Genomic DNA, 19,419 nt, shown 5'->3' with positions numbered 1-19,419 from the left:
AACGTTTCAGTTTAATTAAAAAAATGTTAAAACTATCTTAAACAGGCAGCTCTTAAAGACAAAATACCTTTGCACATCTAATTTGAGGTAATGAAAAAAGTAAAGATTGTACTGGGATTATTGTTTTTAGGACTTGGAACGCTGTCGTACGCACAGACAACACAAGCTTCTATTGTAGGGAAAGTAACCGGGCCAGGAAGTACGGCTCAGGAAAAAGTGAAAGTAACGATCGTTAACGAATCTACAGGATTCAGAACGGAAACGGAAACCAATTCAAAAGGGGAGTATATCTTTAAAGAAATTCCTCTTGGCGGACCTTATACTGTTATCGTAAATGAAGATAAAAAGGAAGGGTACAACGTTAATTTTGGAGATCAGGTTACAGTAAATATGGATTTGGGAAATGAAAAGCATATTGAAGAAGTAAAAATTACCGGAAACCTTAAAAACAAAATCGGAAACCTTGGAGCAGCTACCGCCATTTCTGCAAAAAATATCGGGATCCTTCCCGTAAACGGCAGAAACTTTACCAACCTTGCGGAATTATCTCCGCTGAGCGGAAAAGGAGGGAACTTATCCGGACAACTTGGCTCTTCCACCAATTTTACTATTGATGGGATGACGGCTAAAAATCCTACTTCTGCAGGATCTACAACCAGCCGAAGCGGTGCCCCTTTTTCTATTTCCATCGAAGCAGTACGTGAATTTAAAATCACAACCAACCAATATGACGTGACACTAGGAAGAAGCGGAGGGGGTACCATCAGTGCCGTTACCAAATCGGGAACCAACAAATTCTCAGGAAGCGCATGGGAATATTTAAGAACCAACTGGCTGTCCAGCCCGTACGATATCAGAGGAAATAAGAGACAAAACGATTTCTCAACCTCTCAGTTCGGATTTTCATTGGGCGGGCCCATTATCAAAAATAAACTCCACTTCTTCGTAGCCTGGGATCATCAGCTGGACTCAAGACCGCTGATCATTGCAGATATCAGATCTCAGGATGACGAAAAGCGATTCAATACAACACCGGCAACTCTTAATAAATTTCTGGATATTGCAAGAGCTAAATACGGGGTAAGCAACAATCCGCAATTCGGAAGCTTTGACAGGGTAAGAAATTCTGATGCTGCATTCCTGCGTTTAGACTGGCAGATCAATGAAAAGCATTTATTGACTTTAAGGAATAACTTTACTTATGATTTTAACAAGAATGGGCTAGCTGATAATACCAATATTAATTTCTTTGAGTCTTACGGAAATGATAAAAACCTGGATAATAGTTTGCTACTAACCCTAAGATCCAATCTGAAGTCCAACTTAACCAATGAATTGAAAGCTCAGTATCTCTATACTTTTCAGAATAGCTACCAGAATACGGAATTAGGAAAGCCAGTTCCAAGAGCTATTGTAGAAAATATCATTTCTCCGGGAGTAGGGGCTACCAATATTCAGATCGGCGGCCATCGTTTCGGTCAGGAAAATTTCAGAAATAATGTGTTTCAGGTAGTAGATAACGTATATTACAATACCGATAAAGTAAAATATACATTCGGTGCTGATTTAATGTATACGACTTCAAAATCGATTTACGGAAGTGAGGTGAACGGAAGATTTCATTTTAGAGAAGATCCGAAAAAAAATCCAGATAATAACCTTTATAATTTCCAAAATCTCATTCCTTACAGATTTTACAGAGAAGTTCCTTTGCTGGATGATCCGTCAGTAAGATCTAATATCTGGAATATCGGTATTTACGGACAGTTCCAGACTAAAATTGGCAAAGGTCTTGATTTAATGGCAGGTCTTAGATTAGACTATGGTGGGTATCCAAAGGCGGAGTTCAATCAGAAATTATTTGATGAAATGGGAATCAGAACGGATAATAAAATCAAATCCTTCGTCATCCAGCCCAGATTTCAGTTTGACTGGAATATCAATGAGCAGAATAAAGACTTCTTAAAATTCGGAGCCGGGATATTCTCTTCGGATATCAACAATTATATGATTATCAATAATCTTGTATTTGACGGAAAACATTTGGCAACAGTTGATGTAACCGGTAATGATGTTCCATTCCCAGATTTCAAGAGCTACAGAAACGATTATAACACTGTGCCTACGCTTTCCGATAAGCAGATTCCGACGATTAACTATACGGGTAAAGATGCTAAAATCCCGATTGTTTACAAAGCAAACATTTCCTATACCCACTTCTTTAATGAAAGATTCAGGGCAGGACTGGCCGCTTATATGGCTTTGGGTAGAAACAATTACTATTACTACGACAGAAATATGAAAACCACTCCATTTTTCACTCTGGCGAATGAAGGAGACAGAGGAGTATTTGTTCCGGCATATAAAATAACAAGTGACGGTAAAGTGGATTGGAAGGATGGAAGAATCAACAATAATTTCGGAAGAGTATTGGAATTGGTAAGTGACGGTAAAGTCAACCAGTTCTCATTTGTAGCGGATACCAGCTACCGTTACTGGAAAGACGGAGAAATTACAGCCAGTTATACATGGTCTGATATTAGAGATAATACTTCATACAACGGTAACGTTGCCAATTCTGCAACATTGTCCACAATGGTTCAGAGCGATCCCAGAGATTTAAGAATGACCTATTCTGATAACCAGTTCCGCCATAAGGTAGTGATCTATGGTAATTCACCTACCATTGCCGGATTCACTTTAGGAATCAGGTATTCGGGAATCGGAGGAACCCGTTTCTCTGTAACAGCCGGAGGAAATATTAATGGAGATTTCGTAGATTCCAATGATCTGGCCTATATCTTCCCTAATAATCTTACGCGGTCGCTTTTAAATGATCCTGAAGTAGGAAAGGCGTTGAAAGATTATATCTCTGAATATAATAATAAAATTGCGGAGCGTAACGGTGGTAAGAATGGATTCTACGGAGTTTGGGACTTACGTATCGCTAAGAAAATTAAATTTGATAAAATCGGAGCATTTGAACTTTCCGTCGATATTTTCAACGTAGCCAACTTACTTAATAAAGAATGGGGAGTAAACAAATCCTACAACACAATGTCACTCTATAGAATTACCGGATTTAACCAGACTACCAAACAGTTTGAATATGATAGAAATACCAGTGGTTTAGCACCTTTAGGAGGAAACCCGTATCAGATCCAGATCGGAGCGAAGTACAGTTTCTAGGAAAATACAGAATATAGACTATAAAAGACGAGATGTAGGAAGAATTGACAAGTTTTGCGTCTTTTGTAGTTTAAAGCTTTTTAAAATAATTACCTTTATCCGAAAGTCTCAGGACTTGGTTTTTTAATTATCAATTTATATTATGAAAAATTTTATCTTAGGCTTAGCAGTTTTAAGTACAGTTTTAATGAAAGCACAAACCCAGATCATAGCACACAGAGGTTATTTCCAGGCTCAGCCGCCTACAACGGAGAATTCTCTTAAATCATTGGAAAATGCTCAAAAATTAAAGGTTTACGGATCTGAATTTGATGTGAGAATGACAAAAGACGGTGTACTGGTCATTAACCATGATGAGCACCACGGAAATATGGAGATTTCTGATGCTTCTTTCAAAGAATTAGAAGCTGTAAAATTATCGAATGGGGAAAAGTTTCCTACCTTAAAAGATTACCTGAAACAAGGGAAAAAAGATCCGTCTGTGAAACTGATTGTTGAAATTAAGCCGGATAAGACTCCTGAAACAGAGAATGTGATTACTCAGAAAACGATCAAAATGATCAAGGATATGAAACTGGAATCTCAGACTGAGTTTATTTCTTTCAGCCTGAATATTTGTAAGCAAATCAAGAAACTTGAGCCGGCATTTAAAGTTCAGTATCTGAATGGAGAGTTGTCACCTGAGCAAATCAAAAAAGAAGGCCTTGACGGTATGGATTATCATTATAGTGTTTTCCAGAAAAATCCTACATGGATTTCAGAAGCGAAGGCATTAGGTTTAATCACCAATTCCTGGACGGTAAATGATGTGGCTGTGTATGACGAATTAAAAAAGCAGGGAATTGGTTTTGTGACCACTAATATTCCTGAACAGCTGAAAAATAAATAAATATTATTTTAACTTACAATCATTAATCCGGATGATTTAAATTAAAAAATAAATATTGCAATGTGTATAGTCTGTCTCTTTTAAGAGGCAGATTTTTTTTATGCTTACAATCAAAAGAGTAGTTGTACTTTATTTCCACGATAAACAAAGAAGGATATCGTTTTTTATGGCCAGAATTGTTATTTCCTGACGTTGTTTATTCTGATCAGGCCAGATGACTTCATGGATGCAATTAACGCCCTTTTTGTATCCCGAAATTTTGAAAAACAGGCTGGCGGATTGTGTTTAAAATCAGGTTTTTATTTAAGTTGTTGTAAATAAGTGTTTTAATTGCTTGTGATTCTATTTTCTCAGGGGCGGACAATAAAGATACGCAAATAAAACAGGAGGAAAGCGTTAAAAATTCTTAATGACATAAACGGTTATGAGTCAATGTTATGCTTGTTTTCGTTAATAATAATTTAATATTTAATTAAATAAATTTTTAATAAATGTTAAAATGTTGTTAAAATCTCAATCATAATGTCGTTTTAATTTTGCGCAAACAAAAAAGGATATGCGTAAAGAGACACAAAAGCTGTTGGTTTTGTCACTGTTAGGATTGATCAGTGTGAAACTGACAGCTCAGCAGAAAGTTAAAAAAGACACTATTAAAGGACTTGATGAGGTAGTGGTCACTGCTTTGGGAATCAAAAGGCACGACAGAGCGTTGGGGTATGTAGCAGAAAAGGTAGAGGCCAAAACATTTGAAGAAACCCAGAACAACAACTGGGCCCAGTCGATGGAAGGTAAAGTGGCAGGTCTTAAGATTCAGACTGCAGGAGCCGGACCTCTGGGGACTTCCAGAATTACATTGAGAGGTGAAAAATCGATTATGATGGACCATAATTATGCCCTGATTGTAGTAGATGGAGTACCGATGGGGAATTCTACAACGGGGTCTGGTACCGCAGCCTATGGAGCCGGTTCCGGAGGTGATGTTCCTATTGATCTTGGAAACGGACTAAACAGCATCAACCCGGATGATATTGAATCTGTAACCGTATTGAAAGGGGCCTCTGCTGCTGCATTATATGGATCCCGTGCTGCTAACGGAGCATTAATGATTACTACAAAATCCGGAAAGACAAAATCCGGAAGACTGAGGGTCTCCTTTAATTCCTCTTCGAGTTTTGATACGGTATTGAAATGGCCGGACTGGCAATATGAATACGGACAGGGAACACAGGCAAAAAATGCAGCCGGTGATTTCTATTATTCTTACGGTCTTTCTGCAGATGGACCTAGTACTGGCGGAACAAGCAGTGCTTTCGGACCTAAATTTGCGGGACAATATTACTTCCAGTATGATCCCAATCTACAGGGACAAAGTAATGGAAGACAATTGTGGAGACCTTATGAAAATAACATCAAAGGTTTCTGGAGAACAGGCTCTACCTACTCAAACAGTATTTCCGTAGAAAGCTCAAACGAGAAAACCAGTTTCAGAACCTCACTTACTTACCTTAACAACGAGTGGATGATGCCTAATACAGGATTTGACAGGTTCAACTTTGCTTTATCATTTGCCCATCAGCTTACCAAAAAATTAAAAATATCAACAAAATTTGCTTATAATACTACTACCAGTGATAATCTTCCTGCGACAGGATATAATAACCAGTCGATTTCTTATTTCATGATTTTCCAAAATCCGAATGTGGACCTTGAATGGTATAAGCCAATCTGGAAACCGGGACAGGTACAGATTGATCAGATCCATCCATTCAGTTCGTATATTGATAACCCTTATCTGATCGCTTACGAAATGCTGAATGGTGTCAGAAAGAAAACCATTACAGGAAATATCACTGCAGATTATCAGTTTAACAGCAATTTCAGCTTAATGCTGAGGTCAGGAATAGAAATTCTGAATGAAAAGAGAACAACCAAAAGACCATGGAGCTCTGCCAACTACCTGAAAGGATTTTACAGAGAACAGTTTATCAAAAACCACGAATATAATAATGATCTTTTGTTCTCTTATAAAGCAGACTGGAACAAATTAAGTGTTTCCGCATCAGTAGGAGGAAGTATCCGCTATAATGAGTACCTGATGACAGATTATCAGGCCATCGGGTTAAAAACAGCAGGCGAATACAATCTTACCAATGCACTTTCCATTCCGGTTAAATATCCGATACCAAGAGATAAACATGTAGATAGTGTTTACGGATTGCTTACCCTGGGATATGATAATAAGATATTTGTGGATATTACCGGAAGAAATGACTGGAGTTCCACACTTCCAAAACAGAACAGATCATTCTTTTATCCTTCCGTAAGTACCAGTTTCATTCTCTCAGATATTTTTAATCTGAAAACTAATACTCTTAATCTATGGAAGCTAAGAGCTTCATGGGCAAAAGTAGGAATAGACAGCGATCCGTATCTTTTGGATAACTATTATACAGCAAGTAATATTACAGGGAGTGTAGTAGCACCAGGTACTTTTAACAATCCTTTCCTTAAACCTGAAAAAAATACCAATATTGAAGCCGGTATGGATTTCAGCCTTTTTAAAAACAGACTGAATCTCAACTTTACTGCTTATCAAAACGTAAGTGAAAATCAGATCATTCCTGTATCTCTGCCTTATGAGAGCGGATATTCCAAAAGAGTCATCAACGCAGGCAAAATCCGCAACAGAGGTCTGGAACTTTCAGCCGACTTCTTTGCTGTAAAAACTAAGAACTTTTCATGGAAAGTAGGAGGAAACTGGTCTACCAACGAAAATAGAGTGATAAGTTTACCTGAAGGTTTTGACGGAATTGTTTCCAATGTAGGGGATGTGGTGTTCTACAAAATGGAAGTAGGAGGCTCTCTTGGAGATATGTACGGATTCAAATTACTGAGAACACCGGACGGAAAAGTTATTTATGGAGACAACGGACTTCCTGCAAGACCGGCAGATATTGAAAAAGTAGGAAATGCATTTCCAAAATGGAGAGCTGGTCTACAGAACGATTTCAAGATTAAAAACTTTACCATAAGTTTCTCATTCGATGGTCAGTATGGCGGTATTGCTTACTCCCAGTCCCATCACAAAATGTCTGAACAGGGAAAACTGAAATCTACACTTCCCGGAAGGGATAATCCCGGAGGAATGATTGTAGGAGAAGGGGTAATTCAGAATCCTGACGGATCTTACAGCCCGAATACAAAAGGAGTAACAGCCTCATCTTACTACGGAGATTATTACAGAAGGGCCAATGTAGAAACCAATAGTTTCAGTACAGATTTTATTAAACTTAGAGATGCCAGAATTGCTTATTCTTTTCCGAAAGAGACCATAAAATCTCTGGGGCTTGATGATCTTACCATTGCAATCTTCGGAAAGAACCTTTGGATGTGGACCAAGTTTCCGATGTTCGATCCTGAAGTAGCTACTCTGGATAATGCCACCATTACTCCGGGAGTTGAAATGGGACAGCTGCCTACGGCAAGAACTGTCGGTTTTCAGTTAAATCTTAAATTCTAAAATTTTAAAAAAATGAAAAAAATAATCATAAATCTGACCCTGGCTGTTTCTGTTTTCATGCTTCAGTCCTGTGACAGAACATTCGAGGAAATCAATACAGATACCAGTAAAATTAAAGACCCTTCAGTAGGAAGTCTTCTTGCCCCGATCCAGTATGAAATGGGAAGCTACGGATATAATAGAGCCGATGATTTTACGTTCGATATCATGCAGATCGCATTAGACTTTCCGAGTGAAGGAAATACTTACAGCAGATATTATATGGACGAAAAAAGTGGCAACGGCTACTGGAATACCTCCTATAAATGGCTTAAACAGGTAAGTGATCTGAAAAAATATGCAACCAAAGAGCAGAATACCAATTATCTGGCTATCGCAATGGTTTTAAATGCATGGATTGCCTCTAACCTTACCGACGCTTTCGGAGATGTACCTTTATCTGAATCTGTAAAAATTGAAGACAATATTTTGAAACCAAAATATGATAAACAAAAGGATATTTACATCCAGCTGCTCAATGATCTGAAAACTGCCAACTCATTGTTTAATACAGCACAGGCATTATCAGAAACAGATTTGTTTTACAATGCCAATACCAACAGCCAGACAGGTATTCTGGGATGGAAAAAGTTCTGTAACTCGCTTTCATTAAGATTATTGACCCGAATTCTTAGCAGAAACGGAGAAGTGAATGTGTATGAACGAATTCAGGAAATTGTTAATAATCCTACACAATATCCTGTTTTTCAAAATAATACGGACAGTGCTGTACTGCCGCTTTCCGGAGTGTCACCGTATTTACCTCCCATTGCACGACCACAGGATTTTACCGCCTACAGGGCTGCAGGTGAGTTTTTTGTGGATGCCCTGAAAGATAATAATGACCCAAGGCTGGCTATGTTTTTTACTAAAGCTAAAGCAACCACCGGAGAAGATCTTGGATATAAAGGAGCTCCGTCCGGATATGCATTGGGAACAGCTTTCAGCTATCAGCCTTCCAATCTGAATCAGAATCTTGCAAAAGCCCCTTTAAAGATACTGATCATGACCTATTCCGAGGTTCAGTTTATCCTGGCAGAATTGGTAAACAGAGGAATTATCGCAGGAAATCAGCAGACCTATTATGAAACTGGTGTTAAATCTATTATTGAGCAGTGGGGAGCAACTGTTCCTGCAAATTATTTCAGTAATATGAAGGTCGCTTATGACGGTTCTCTGGAAAAAATTATGCTTCAGAAATATATCTCCCTGTTTTTTGTAGATCATCAGCAGTGGTATGAGTACAGACGTACAAAACTACCCGTGTTGCCTAATAACGGAGGACTTCAGAACGGAGGTAAGATGCCTGTCAGATTCATGTATCCTACCACTACAAAAGTGATGAATACGGAGAATTATAATGCAGCGGTACAATCAATGGGTGGGGATAATATCAATGTAAAAATGTGGTGGAATAAATAGAACCAAGAGCCTAGAGCCAAGAATAAAGAAGAGTAGTGATAATATCTATCAATAGGGGCGGGCTTTAGCCCGTCCAAACATAAAAGAATCTTTCCATTGGCTTTAGCCAAAACGTATTGTCAAATTAATTTTTAGAATAAAGAAAATGAATACCAGAATGAAATTTTTAATGCCTTGTATGCTGATTACTGCAATGGCATTTTCCCAAACTTCTGTTTCCGGTTATATATACGAAGACAGTAATAAAAACCAAAAAAAAGAAAGCCGTGAAAAAGGAATTGAAGGGGTAGCGGTTTCCAACGGAATTCAGGTTGTACTTACCGATAAAAACGGAAGATACAGCTTACCGGTTCAGGATGATCAGACTATTTTTGTCATTAAACCTTCAGGGTATCAGACGGCTCTCAATTCTAATAATCTTCCCCAGTTTTATTATCACCATAAAACGAAAGGCTCACCGGCTGATTTTAAATATAAAGGAGTAGCGCCTACCGGAGATCTTCCCGAAGAACTGAATTTTCCCCTGTATCGGCAGAATGAAAATAAAAATTTCGAAATTCTTGTTTTTGGCGATCCTCAGCCGTATACGGAAAAAGAACTTGACTATTTTAAAAGAGGAATTGTCAATGAAGTGAAAAACACGAAAAAAAATGCAGTATTGGGAATCAGTCTGGGAGATCTGGTAGGTGATAATTTAAGTCTTCAAAAGCCTTATGCTGATGTCATGAAAGAAGTAGGGCTGCCCTGGTATAATGTGATGGGAAATCACGATATGAACTATGATGCAAAAGAAGACCGTCTGTCTGATGAAACTTTTGAGTCTAATTTCGGGCCGGCCAATTATTCTTTTAATTACGGAAATGTTCACTTTATCATTCTGGATGATATTCTGTATCCGGATCCGAGAGACGGAAAAGGATATTGGGGCGGATTCCGTGAAGATCAGCTGCAGTTTATTGAAAATGATTTAAAACTGGTAGATAAAAACAAGCTTGTCGTGGTTTCTTTTCATATTCCATTGGAGCATAAAAATGAAGATAATTTTAGAAATGCAGATCGCCAGAAATTATTTGATTTTTTAAACCCTTTCCGGAATGTTTTACTTTTATCGGCACACACTCATATTCAACAACAGATTTTCTACGGTAAAAAAGCTGGCTGGAATGGCGTTAAGGAACTGCATGAATATAACGTGGGAACAACCTGTGGTGACTGGTATTCCGGTACGGCTGATGAAGAAGGACTGCCTACTTCTACTATGAGAGACGGAACAGCAAAAGGATATTCATTCATCAGTTTTACAGATAATCAATATAAGGTAAAATATAAAACAGCCGGAAAACCGGAAGATTATCAGATCAAATTATACGTTCCGAAGGTGATTCCTTATCCGTCAAAAACCTCAGCGAAAATAATGGCTAATTTTTTTATGGGAAGCAAAAAAGATAAAGTAGAATACAGAATAGACAATGGAGTCTGGGAAACAATGACGTATGATGAAACCATAGATCCTAATTTTGCGCTTTCAGTATTTAAATGGGACACTACAGAAAAAATATTTCCGGGAAGAAGACCTTCCAATCCTGAAATGTCAAAACATATCTGGGAAGCTGATTTTCCAAAAAAATTGACACAGGGAAAACATAAAGTTGAGGTCAGAGCTTCTGATATGTATGGAAATCAGTTCTCCGCTTCAGAAGATTTTGAAGTACAGAGCTCCATCCAGATTCCTTAATCTTTTCATTTTTTTTTACGATACTAATTTTAGATTTTTGAAACCGGTTCATCATGAGCCGGTTTTTATTTTTGCGTGTAAAAGAGAACAATACATCTTTTTATCTGTAACCACTTAGCAACATAGGATATAATGCTGTCGTTGAAAAAAACTAAGGTCTGATCTGTTTGGTTTGTGCTGCTGTAAGGTAGAATTTTAAAACCATTAAAAAACTATTAAATCCGCATTGCTGCCCTTCCATAAAAATGATGTTTCGTAACTTTGTTGTACGAAAAGTATTACTATTATGAATATAAACGGAAAAAATGCCATCATAACAGGGGGCGGAAGAGGATTAGGAAAAGCTGTGGCACTAGCTTTAGCGAATGAAGGGGTGAACGTTGCCATTACAGGAAGAAACGAAGAAAACTTAAAAAATACAGTGGATGAAATTCAGAAACTGGGCGTAAATTCTGCATATGCCGTATTTAATATTGACGACGAAGCAGCTGTAAAAGAAGGAATCAGCTCATTAGCTGAAACACTTGGCGGAGTAGATATCCTGATCAATAATGCAGGAATCGGAGATTTCGGAAGTATTGAAGAAATGTCTTCTGAGACCTGGGAACAGGTGATCAAAACCAATTTATTCGGTGTATATTATGCTGCAAAAGCAGTACACCCGTTCATGAAAGCCAAAGGAGAGGGTGATATTGTGAACGTAGCTTCCACAGCAGGTTTGAAAGGGGGACCAAATATGTCAGCTTATGCCGCTTCCAAAGCAGCAGTCGTGTCTTTATCTCAATCGATGATGGCGGAATGGAGAAAACAAAACATCCGTGTCATTACATTGACGCCAAGTACTATCGCTTCAGATATGAGTATTCAGGGAGGGCTTACAGACGGAAACCCTGATAAAGTTTTACAACCTGAAGATTTTGCAGAATGGGTGAGAGATATTCTTAAAATGAACCGAAGAGCATTGATTGCCAATGGTTCTATTTTCTCTACAAATCCATAATGGGTTTAAAATTTAAGATTCAAATTCAGAATTTAAAACCAATATACTTTGTATTTCCTGATTTTTAAATTATTGAATTCGGAATAAATAAAGGTTTACCTTATAAAAGTCGGAAGTTTTTCTTCCGGCTTTTTTATTTTAAAATCTTTTTTGTTAAATATCATAAAGCCTTTAAAAACAAGCTGAAGAATGAAATTTCTAAGGTTCACAACAGAGGGATATGAGCTATTTTCTCTAACTTTGCATTTTAAAATTTTCCCCAAATATTATTGTGAAATTAATTAACGTATACACGAGTTCTTTCAAAGGGCTCTCGCAAGAGAGTTGGATGCTGGCGTTGGTAATGCTAATCAACAGGGCGGGTTCTATGGTACTTCCTTTTTTGGGAGTTTATATGACAGACCATTTACATTTTAGCATTGAAAATTCGGGAATTGTTCTCAGCTTTTTTGGAATAGGTTCAGTGATAGGTTCATGGTTTGGCGGAATGATTACCGATAAGATCGGTGAATATAAAGTGCAGAGTTTAAGCCTGCTACTGAGTGTACCTTTGTTTTGTCTTATTCCTCTTTTTAAAACTGAAGCAGGACTGGCATGTATTATTTTACTGCAAAGTATTGTCAGTGAAACTTTCCGTCCGGCCAATTCAGTTGCAATTACAAAATATGCCAGACCGGAGAATATTACAAGGGCTTTTTCTTTAAACAGGATGGCGGTGAATTTAGGATTCTCCATCGGGCCTGCATTAGGTGGAATTCTTTCGGCAATCTCCTATGAGTTCTTATTTTTCAGTAATGCCTTAGCGGCTTTACTGGCCGGATTAATGTATATCTGGTTCTTTAGAAAACGAACAATATTGGCTAAGAAAAAAGCGAGAAACGTTAAAGAAGCTATAGCCGTTAAAAAAGAACATTCCCCTTATAAGGATCGTAAATTTTTGATGTACTGTGTATTTTGTATGTTGTTTTCAATATGCTTCTTCCAGCTTTTCAGTACATTGACGATTTTTTATAAAGACACCGCTCATCTGAGTCAACAAAATATAGGATTCATTCTGGGGTATAGCGGATTTCTGATTGTATTGCTTGAAATGGGATTTGTACAACTGGCAGAAAAGTATTTTACCTTAGGCTTTACAATGTTACTGGGTACTTTCCTTTGTGGATTTTCCTATGCCATGCTCGCTTTTGATTATAGTATGGTCGCATTGCTGATCTCAATGACTCTGCTTTGTATTGGAGAAATCTGGACATTACCCTTTATGTCAACGATTACGGCATTACGCTCAGGAGAAAACAATAAAGGAGCTTATATGGGGCTGAACGGAATGTCCTTTTCAATAGCATTTATTATCACGCCTTATATAGGAACATTAATTGCCGATCAGTTAGGATTTAATACCTTATGGATCGGAACAGGGGCATTAGCGGTAGCTATTGCAGTAGCCTTTTACTTTATTGTTCCATGGATGCTGAAAGATAAAGAAGTCAATGCAAAATAATATACAAAAAAAGTCACAGAATTTGTGACTTTTTTTGATATCATATAAAGAAAGATAACTGTTATCTCGAAAGGATATTATTCAGAATTATTTCAGCATGTATTCTTGAATTTTCAATAAACCAGAGATGGGTATCTTTACCGCCACAGACAACTCCGGCCAGATATAGATGAGGAACATTGGTTTCCATAGTTTCCATATTATAATAAGGATTGAGACAGTCCCCATTCAGTTCTATACCTGAATTTTTCAGGAATTCAAAATCAGGGAGATAACCTGTCATCGCGAGTACGAAATCATTTTCAATCTCACGGATGTCATGGTTATGATCTCTAAAAGAGACCGTTTTTTCCTTTACTTCAAGAATTTCAGCATTAAAGTGGGCTTTGATACTCCCTTCGGCAATTCTGTTCTCAATATCAGGTCTTACCCAGTATTTAACACTTTTTGAAATTTCAGAATGGCGAACAATCATTGTTACCTCTGCACCTTTTCTATAGGTTTCAAGAGCTGCGTCAACGGCAGAATTACTGGATCCTATCACCACCACTTTTTGTCTGGCATAAGGATAAGGCTCTGTATAATAATGTTTAACTTTAGGAAGATTTTCACCAGGAATATTCATCAGATTCGGAATGTCATAAAATCCTGTAGCAATGACTACGTTCCTGGCAAAATAGTTTCCTTTTGTGGTTTCAATTTCAAAAACATCATCAATTTTAAGAACCTTCAATACTTTTTCATACAGGTGAATATTCAGATCTTTTTGTCTGGCAATTCCCTGATAATATTCCAGGGCTTCCTGCCTTCCCGGTTTTGGAGCAGTGGAAATAAAAGGGATCCCGTCAATTTCAAGTTTTTCTGCGGTAGAAAAGAATCTCATATATAAAGGATAATGATATAATGAATTCACAATAGTCCCTTTTTCAATAATCAAATAGCTGAGGTTGTTTTTATCTGCTTCAATAGCACAATTTAAACCAATAGGGCCCGCTCCTATAATAAGAATATCCAATACTTCCATATAACAAAGGTACGATGTAATTTGTAAAGTATGGATATGAGAGTTAAGAACCAACAGCCAAGATGCTAGAGTACAGATATCAATACCGGAGCTCTTTATCAATAGAGACGGGCTTTAGCTCGCTTAATAAAAGCTTTACCAGAGGGGATTTTGTAATGGCATCAGTTTTGGACTTTTTTTATGAACTACAAAAATAAAAATATGAAAAAACTACTCATTTCTCTGTTCGTTCTGAGCCTTGCTGTAGCCTGTAAGAAAGAAGCCGGAAAACCGGTTCCTAATGTTATTGATTCTGTTGCTCAGGCAAAAAAAACAGATAGTATAGGAACGGTTAAGAATAAAGCGGAGCAGGAAGTTTCTCTGAAAAAAGTAAATGATGAGGTACTACAGGCGTTGAAAACTAAAAACTATAAAGCTTTTGGGGAATTCATTCATCCGGAAAAGGGAGTACGTTTTTCAATGTACGCTTTTGTGAATCCAAAAGAAGATAAACAGTTTTCCAAAACTGATTTTGAAAAATATCAGCCTACAAAAACCTTGTTTACATGGGGAGCGCATGATGGTTCAGGAGATCAGTATAAAGCGACAATTAATGATTATCTCGGTAAATGGGTCTTTTCAAAAGACTTTACAACGTCTCAGTATTCGTTAAATAAATTTTTAGGAGGGGGAAACTCTCTGAATAATCTAAAGGAAATTTATCCTAAAACAAACTTTACTGAAAACTATATCAAAGGATCCGGGAAAAATGGTGAAATGGACTGGAAAACCCTTCGTTTCGTATTTGAAGAATTTCAGGGTACCTATTATCTGGTCGCTGTCATCAATGATCAATGGACTATATAACTAAAAATAAAAAACGGAGGTCGGGAGAAAGATTTTAATTTCTTTTTTCAAACCTCCGCTTTTTTGTATTATAGAATTTCAGTTAACTTTTTTGTGAGATTTCTTCTTGAAAACTGTTCAATAGACTGGGGGTTTTGAGAAAGTTTTCCGTTTTTCCAAAGCTCGAATCTGTCTAGAATAAATTGTTTTACCATTTCATAATCCGTATAACCGAAATGTTTTCCGGCCTGAGTTTCTTCCAGAATTTTTGCTACATCGGCTTTATCCGGTCCAAATGATAAAATCTGTTTTCCGGAAGCCAGATATTCAAATATTTTTCCCGGAATGATTCCTTTTGATGAATCATTGGGGAAATTAGTGATTAACAGGATATCTGAGTTCTGCATTTCCTCAACAGCTTTGCCATGAGAAAGGTAGCCCAGATTGAGAATGTGATTTTTAAGGCTGGAATTTTCAATGAAACTCATAATTTTATCATCGATTCTTCCTGCGAATTTCAGTGTGAAATTTTTGGACAATTCAGCATTTTCGTTCACCAGTTCATCCAGTACTTTCCATAGATTTTCAGGATTTCTCAGTTGTTCCAAAACACCGATATAACTTAATGTAAACGTTTTTTTTTCGTTGCTTTCTTCAGATCGTTCACCTGAGTCACTTGCATCAAAACCATTGGTAATACAAACTGCATTAGCTCCGGCTTTCCGGAAATTTTCCGCATCGGTATAACTCGTTGCCAGTGTAATATCTGCATTTTTAAATACTGCATTTTCAAGCTGACGGTGTCTTTTATCAGAGCTCTTTGTCAATTTTAAATGCGTATAATAAGAAATTTCCGTCCACGGATCACGAAAATCAGCAACCCATTTAAGACCCGGAAGCTTTTCTTTAAGTCCTAAGCCGATCAGATGCAAAGAGTGGGGGGGGCCTGAAGTGACCACTGTGTCTATCTTATTCTCTTTTAAATATTTTTCTAAAAATGCAATGGAAGGTTTTACCCAGAAAACTCTGGCGTCAGGAATAAAAAAATTACCTCTCACCCAAATGGAAAGTTTAGATTTCCAGCTCTGGTTTTTACCTACATCAAACTGGCCCGCTTTAAATTTTTTATTGCTTTTATTAAGCTTTTCAGCCAACTGATAAGGTTCCCATATTCTGGTTCTCACGATTTCTATATCTTCAGGAATCTCTTTTATCAGGCTTTCATCCACCAACGGATAACTCGGATTTTCCGGAGTATAGATCACCGGTTTCCAGCCAAAATCAGGAAGATATTTGGCAAACTTGAGCCACCTTTGAACACCAGGACCTCCCGCAGGAGGCCAGTAATAGGTGATAATCAATATTTTTTTTTGTTCCATTACTTTAAGTAATCAACATTAATTTTTTATTTTTGAATGCTATCCTTTTTCCGAAGCAATTTCCTTTTTCTTGTTTTTATTCATCCAGAAAATTCCGAAAGCAGATAACAGAATAAATAATCCGAATGTAAGAAGTGAGATCCACTTTCCTTTTTCAATGACTTCAGGTTCAAATATCATTCTGATATGGTGGTCTCCGGCAGGGACGTGTACCGCACGAAGCAAATAATCTGCTTTAATGTAAGGAACTTCTTTTTCGTCAATTAAAACTTTCCAGCCGTGAGGATAATAAATTTCAGAAAAAACAGCCAGCTGTGGTGTTTTAGACTGAGATTTAAACTCCAGTTCGTTTGGCTGATATTTCGTCAGATTGATAAATGCTGTAGAATCTGCCTGAACAGGTTTGTTACTGAAATATTCTTTATCAGAAGAAGCGATGACAGCGGTCTTTTTATTGTTGATCACCCCAATTGCCTTAATTTCTTCATTAGGAGTATTGACAAATTTCAGGTCACTTACAAACCATGCATTTCCGTTGGCATTAGGATTGGGCATTGCCTGAGGTTTTTCAGGACCGCCTACTACCCAGTATTTCGCATTTAAAAGATTTAAAACATTAGGAACTTTCACAGAATCCATAATCTGGAAATATTCATTAATTACATCATCATATCGTCTCAGTTTTACTGCATGATACCCACCAATGGAAGATTTAAAGTAAGAAGTATTGGTTTCGCTGAATGTTCCTAAAATATTGTTGAAAATTCTGTAGTGTCCCTTATCCTTTTCAGCAATGGTTTCCAATGTTTTATTTACATTGACACTACTTAGAATGGACGATAAGCTTGGGTTTGCCTGAACTTTTTCAGCCAGTAAATCAGAACCTTCCGTCTGGAAAGGGTTTTCGGCAAAAACTTTGTCTACATAATTGTCGTCATTCAGATAACGCTTATTAACAGACCATAAATCGAATAAACTTACCACTCCGATAACAATTAAAGCGATATTCTGATTCAGTTTTTTCTTTAAGCTTAAGAATAAAACAGCTGCCGCGATGGCTACATAAATAAATGCTTTAATGGCATCTATTTTAAATAACTTGTATCTTTCATCTACAAGATAATCAAGAAGGAAAGGAGGAAAATATGTTTTTTCACCCTCTGTTGCAAATCCCAATAACGATTTTCCGAATATTAAAAGAATAAGCAATAAACCTAATGTTCCGCCACTTACGTACATTAAAATCTTCTGCTTGTATTCTTCTGTCAGTTTCTCATCTGTGAAAAACCTGTATAATCCCAAAATAGCAATAAGAGGAAATAATAGCTCTACCACCACAAGAATTGAAGACGGAGCTCTGAATTTATTATAAAAGGGAACATAATCTATAAAGAAGTCTGACAACGGCATAAAGTTACTTCCCCAAGCCAGTAAAACGGTCAGAATTGAAGCGCCCAGAATCCAGTAACGGTATTTTTTCCACGCAAAAAAGAACCCTAATACTGCAAGGAAACATACAATAGCTCCCTGATAAGCCGGTCCTGATGTTCCCGGCTGATCGCCCCAGTAGGTCATTCCGTTAAACCCTTTTGAAATTCTATCCATTTCAGCTTGTGAGCCTACATTCTCCTGAACAAGTTCCTGAACTTTATTCATCATTTCCTTAGCTTCAGGTTCCTGGCTTCCTCCTCCCATTAGCCTTGGGATAAAAAGATTTAAAGTTTCCAGTTTTCCATAGCTCCACATCAGCATACTTTCCTTATCCATTCCGGATTTTCCTGAAGTATGACTGTCGTTGGTTAAGATCTGCTTTCCACGAACCGTTTCTTTGATGTATTCAGCATTAGCCATAATTCTTTGCGAATTCATTCCCACCCCGATAAGACAAGATGCTGCAATGATTCCCGAAGAAATAAGAAAATGCTTCATCGGAGTTTTTTTCTGAATGGCCCTGATCAGCTCTGAAAGGAATAAAAATCCTAAGGCTAAAAACAGATAATAGGTCATCTGCGGGTGATTCGCTGCTACCTGTAGTCCCATGAAAAGAGTGGTGACAATGAACCCCCAGATGTATTGTTTTCTGATATATACCAGTAAAATACCGGCTAAAAGCGGAGCAAAGTATTCAATGGTATTTACTTTACCGTTGTGTCCCGCTGCAATAATAATGTAAAAATAGGTTGAAAGTCCAAAAAAAGTGGCACCCAGTAAGGCATACTTCCAGTTTCGGACAACCACCATTCCCAAAAGGAAAAAACCAGCAAAAAGCAAAAACAGATAATTAACCGGTCTTGGCATGAAATTCAGATTGCTGTCAATCTTTTTAATGATGTCACCTTTGAATTGGCTACCCATCTGGTAAGTGGGCATACCGCCAAACATGGAATCACTCCAGTAGGTTTCATTTCCGGTGTTGGCTCTGTAATCGAGCAGTTCTTTCGCTCCTCCTCTGTACTGCACAATATCATGCTGGAAAAGCTGTTTACCTGTAAATACAGGAGTAGAATATAAAAATGCTAAAACTATAAATACAACTAATGACGCTGCAATGTAGATTAAGTTTTTATTTTTAGCCATGCTGGTTATTATCTTTATTTCTTGGAATTTTTACCTTTTGTCTTTATTCTCTTTTACCTCTTCATAGTCTACGGTTTCCGCATCCCAATTGAGGTTTTGGTTATTCTTATTTGAACCGTGCAGGTCCTGCTGTTTATTATTCTCATTATTGTTATTGTTGAACCGATAACTATAAAATGTCTTGAAGAAAATTCTTTTCAGAATATTCCAGACAAAGAAAATAATAATGGCAGTGAGTACGAGCTCAAGAATGTACTTCATAATTTTAAAATTTAAAATTGAAGAGGTAAAGTCTAAAGTCTGAGTGTAAAATCTCAAA

The 19,419-nt window shown here is 37.3% G+C and carries 12 protein-coding genes; 8 read left to right on the top strand and 4 right to left on the bottom strand.

The genetic code is table 11. The annotated features are described in order from the left end of the window. The first annotated feature begins 90 nt into the window (after positions 1 to 90). From JO178_RS05705 to JO178_RS05675, 7 genes are all read left to right on the top strand, one after another. Complete coding sequence (locus JO178_RS05705) at positions 91 to 3,189, top strand: carboxypeptidase regulatory-like domain-containing protein (protein ID WP_291932959.1); 3,099 nt, start codon at positions 91 to 93, stop codon at positions 3,187 to 3,189. Between the two features lie 142 nt (positions 3,190 to 3,331). Further along, a complete protein-coding gene (locus tag JO178_RS05700) occupies positions 3,332 to 4,078 on the top strand; it encodes a glycerophosphodiester phosphodiesterase family protein (protein ID WP_291932957.1) in 747 nt (248 codons plus the stop codon). 556 nt (positions 4,079 to 4,634) lie between these two features. Beyond that, positions 4,635 to 7,598 (top strand): SusC/RagA family TonB-linked outer membrane protein, encoded by a 2,964-nt coding sequence (locus tag JO178_RS05695; RefSeq protein WP_291932955.1) that lies wholly within the window; start codon positions 4,635 to 4,637, stop codon positions 7,596 to 7,598. 12 nt (positions 7,599 to 7,610) lie between these two features. Next, positions 7,611 to 9,059 (top strand): SusD/RagB family nutrient-binding outer membrane lipoprotein, encoded by a 1,449-nt coding sequence (locus tag JO178_RS05690; RefSeq protein WP_291932953.1) that lies wholly within the window; start codon positions 7,611 to 7,613, stop codon positions 9,057 to 9,059. Positions 9,060 to 9,216: 157 nt separating this feature from the next. Beyond that, the gene (locus JO178_RS05685; protein WP_291932951.1) at positions 9,217 to 10,794 is read left to right on the top strand and encodes a calcineurin-like phosphoesterase C-terminal domain-containing protein; all 1,578 of its coding nucleotides are present in this window, start codon (positions 9,217 to 9,219) and stop codon (positions 10,792 to 10,794) included. Between the two features lie 286 nt (positions 10,795 to 11,080). After that, on the top strand, positions 11,081 to 11,794 hold the full coding sequence (locus JO178_RS05680) for a 3-ketoacyl-ACP reductase (RefSeq protein WP_291932949.1): 714 nt from the start codon (positions 11,081 to 11,083) through the stop codon (positions 11,792 to 11,794). A 328-nt stretch (positions 11,795 to 12,122) separates the two neighbouring features. Further along, the gene (locus tag JO178_RS05675; RefSeq protein WP_291932990.1) at positions 12,123 to 13,295 is read left to right on the top strand and encodes an MFS transporter; all 1,173 of its coding nucleotides are present in this window, start codon (positions 12,123 to 12,125) and stop codon (positions 13,293 to 13,295) included. Positions 13,296 to 13,356: 61 nt separating this feature from the next. Here JO178_RS05675 and JO178_RS05670 read toward each other — a convergent pair whose 3' ends face one another. After that, positions 13,357 to 14,319, bottom strand: coding sequence for a YpdA family putative bacillithiol disulfide reductase (locus tag JO178_RS05670; RefSeq protein WP_291932948.1), 963 nt, complete (start codon positions 14,317 to 14,319; stop codon positions 13,357 to 13,359). 201 nt (positions 14,320 to 14,520) lie between these two features. Here JO178_RS05670 and JO178_RS05665 point away from each other — a divergent pair, with 201 nt between their 5' ends. After that, positions 14,521 to 15,165, top strand: coding sequence for a hypothetical protein (locus JO178_RS05665; RefSeq protein WP_291932947.1), 645 nt, complete (start codon positions 14,521 to 14,523; stop codon positions 15,163 to 15,165). A gap of 68 nt (positions 15,166 to 15,233) precedes the next feature. On the opposite strand, the gene JO178_RS05660 is transcribed toward JO178_RS05665, so the two are convergent. Genes JO178_RS05660 through JO178_RS05650 form a run of 3 tightly spaced genes read right to left on the bottom strand, consistent with a single transcriptional unit; the run spans position 15,234 to position 19,361 of the window. Then, on the bottom strand, positions 15,234 to 16,523 hold the full coding sequence (locus tag JO178_RS05660; RefSeq protein ID WP_291932946.1) for a glycosyltransferase family 4 protein: 1,290 nt from the start codon (positions 16,521 to 16,523) through the stop codon (positions 15,234 to 15,236). A 39-nt stretch (positions 16,524 to 16,562) separates the two neighbouring features. Further along, positions 16,563 to 19,100, bottom strand: coding sequence for a YfhO family protein (locus JO178_RS05655; protein WP_291932945.1), 2,538 nt, complete (start codon positions 19,098 to 19,100; stop codon positions 16,563 to 16,565). Between the two features lie 30 nt (positions 19,101 to 19,130). Continuing rightward, positions 19,131 to 19,361, bottom strand: coding sequence for a hypothetical protein (locus JO178_RS05650; protein ID WP_291932944.1), 231 nt, complete (start codon positions 19,359 to 19,361; stop codon positions 19,131 to 19,133). Between the last annotated feature and the right edge of the window lie 58 nt (positions 19,362 to 19,419).

Source organism: Chryseobacterium sp., assembly GCF_019236175.1.
In the GTDB taxonomy this organism is placed as follows: Bacteria; Bacteroidota; Bacteroidia; order Flavobacteriales; family Weeksellaceae; genus Chryseobacterium.
Note: the sequence above shows the minus strand (reverse complement) of the source record. Positions and strands in the feature narration are given on the sequence as shown.

Coding starts and splice junctions, on each gene's coding strand:
- JO178_RS05705 (WP_291932959.1), top strand. CDS start 91: ATGAAAAAAGTAAAGATTGTACTGGGATTATTGTTTTTAGGACTTGGA.
- JO178_RS05700 (WP_291932957.1), top strand. CDS start 3,332: ATGAAAAATTTTATCTTAGGCTTAGCAGTTTTAAGTACAGTTTTAATG.
- JO178_RS05695 (WP_291932955.1), top strand. CDS start 4,635: ATGCGTAAAGAGACACAAAAGCTGTTGGTTTTGTCACTGTTAGGATTG.
- JO178_RS05690 (WP_291932953.1), top strand. CDS start 7,611: ATGAAAAAAATAATCATAAATCTGACCCTGGCTGTTTCTGTTTTCATG.
- JO178_RS05685 (WP_291932951.1), top strand. CDS start 9,217: ATGAAATTTTTAATGCCTTGTATGCTGATTACTGCAATGGCATTTTCC.
- JO178_RS05680 (WP_291932949.1), top strand. CDS start 11,081: ATGAATATAAACGGAAAAAATGCCATCATAACAGGGGGCGGAAGAGGA.
- JO178_RS05675 (WP_291932990.1), top strand. CDS start 12,123: ATGCTGGCGTTGGTAATGCTAATCAACAGGGCGGGTTCTATGGTACTT.
- JO178_RS05670 (WP_291932948.1), bottom strand. CDS start 14,319: ATGGAAGTATTGGATATTCTTATTATAGGAGCGGGCCCTATTGGTTTA.
- JO178_RS05665 (WP_291932947.1), top strand. CDS start 14,521: ATGAAAAAACTACTCATTTCTCTGTTCGTTCTGAGCCTTGCTGTAGCC.
- JO178_RS05660 (WP_291932946.1), bottom strand. CDS start 16,523: ATGGAACAAAAAAAAATATTGATTATCACCTATTACTGGCCTCCTGCG.
- JO178_RS05655 (WP_291932945.1), bottom strand. CDS start 19,100: ATGGCTAAAAATAAAAACTTAATCTACATTGCAGCGTCATTAGTTGTA.
- JO178_RS05650 (WP_291932944.1), bottom strand. CDS start 19,361: ATGAAGTACATTCTTGAGCTCGTACTCACTGCCATTATTATTTTCTTT.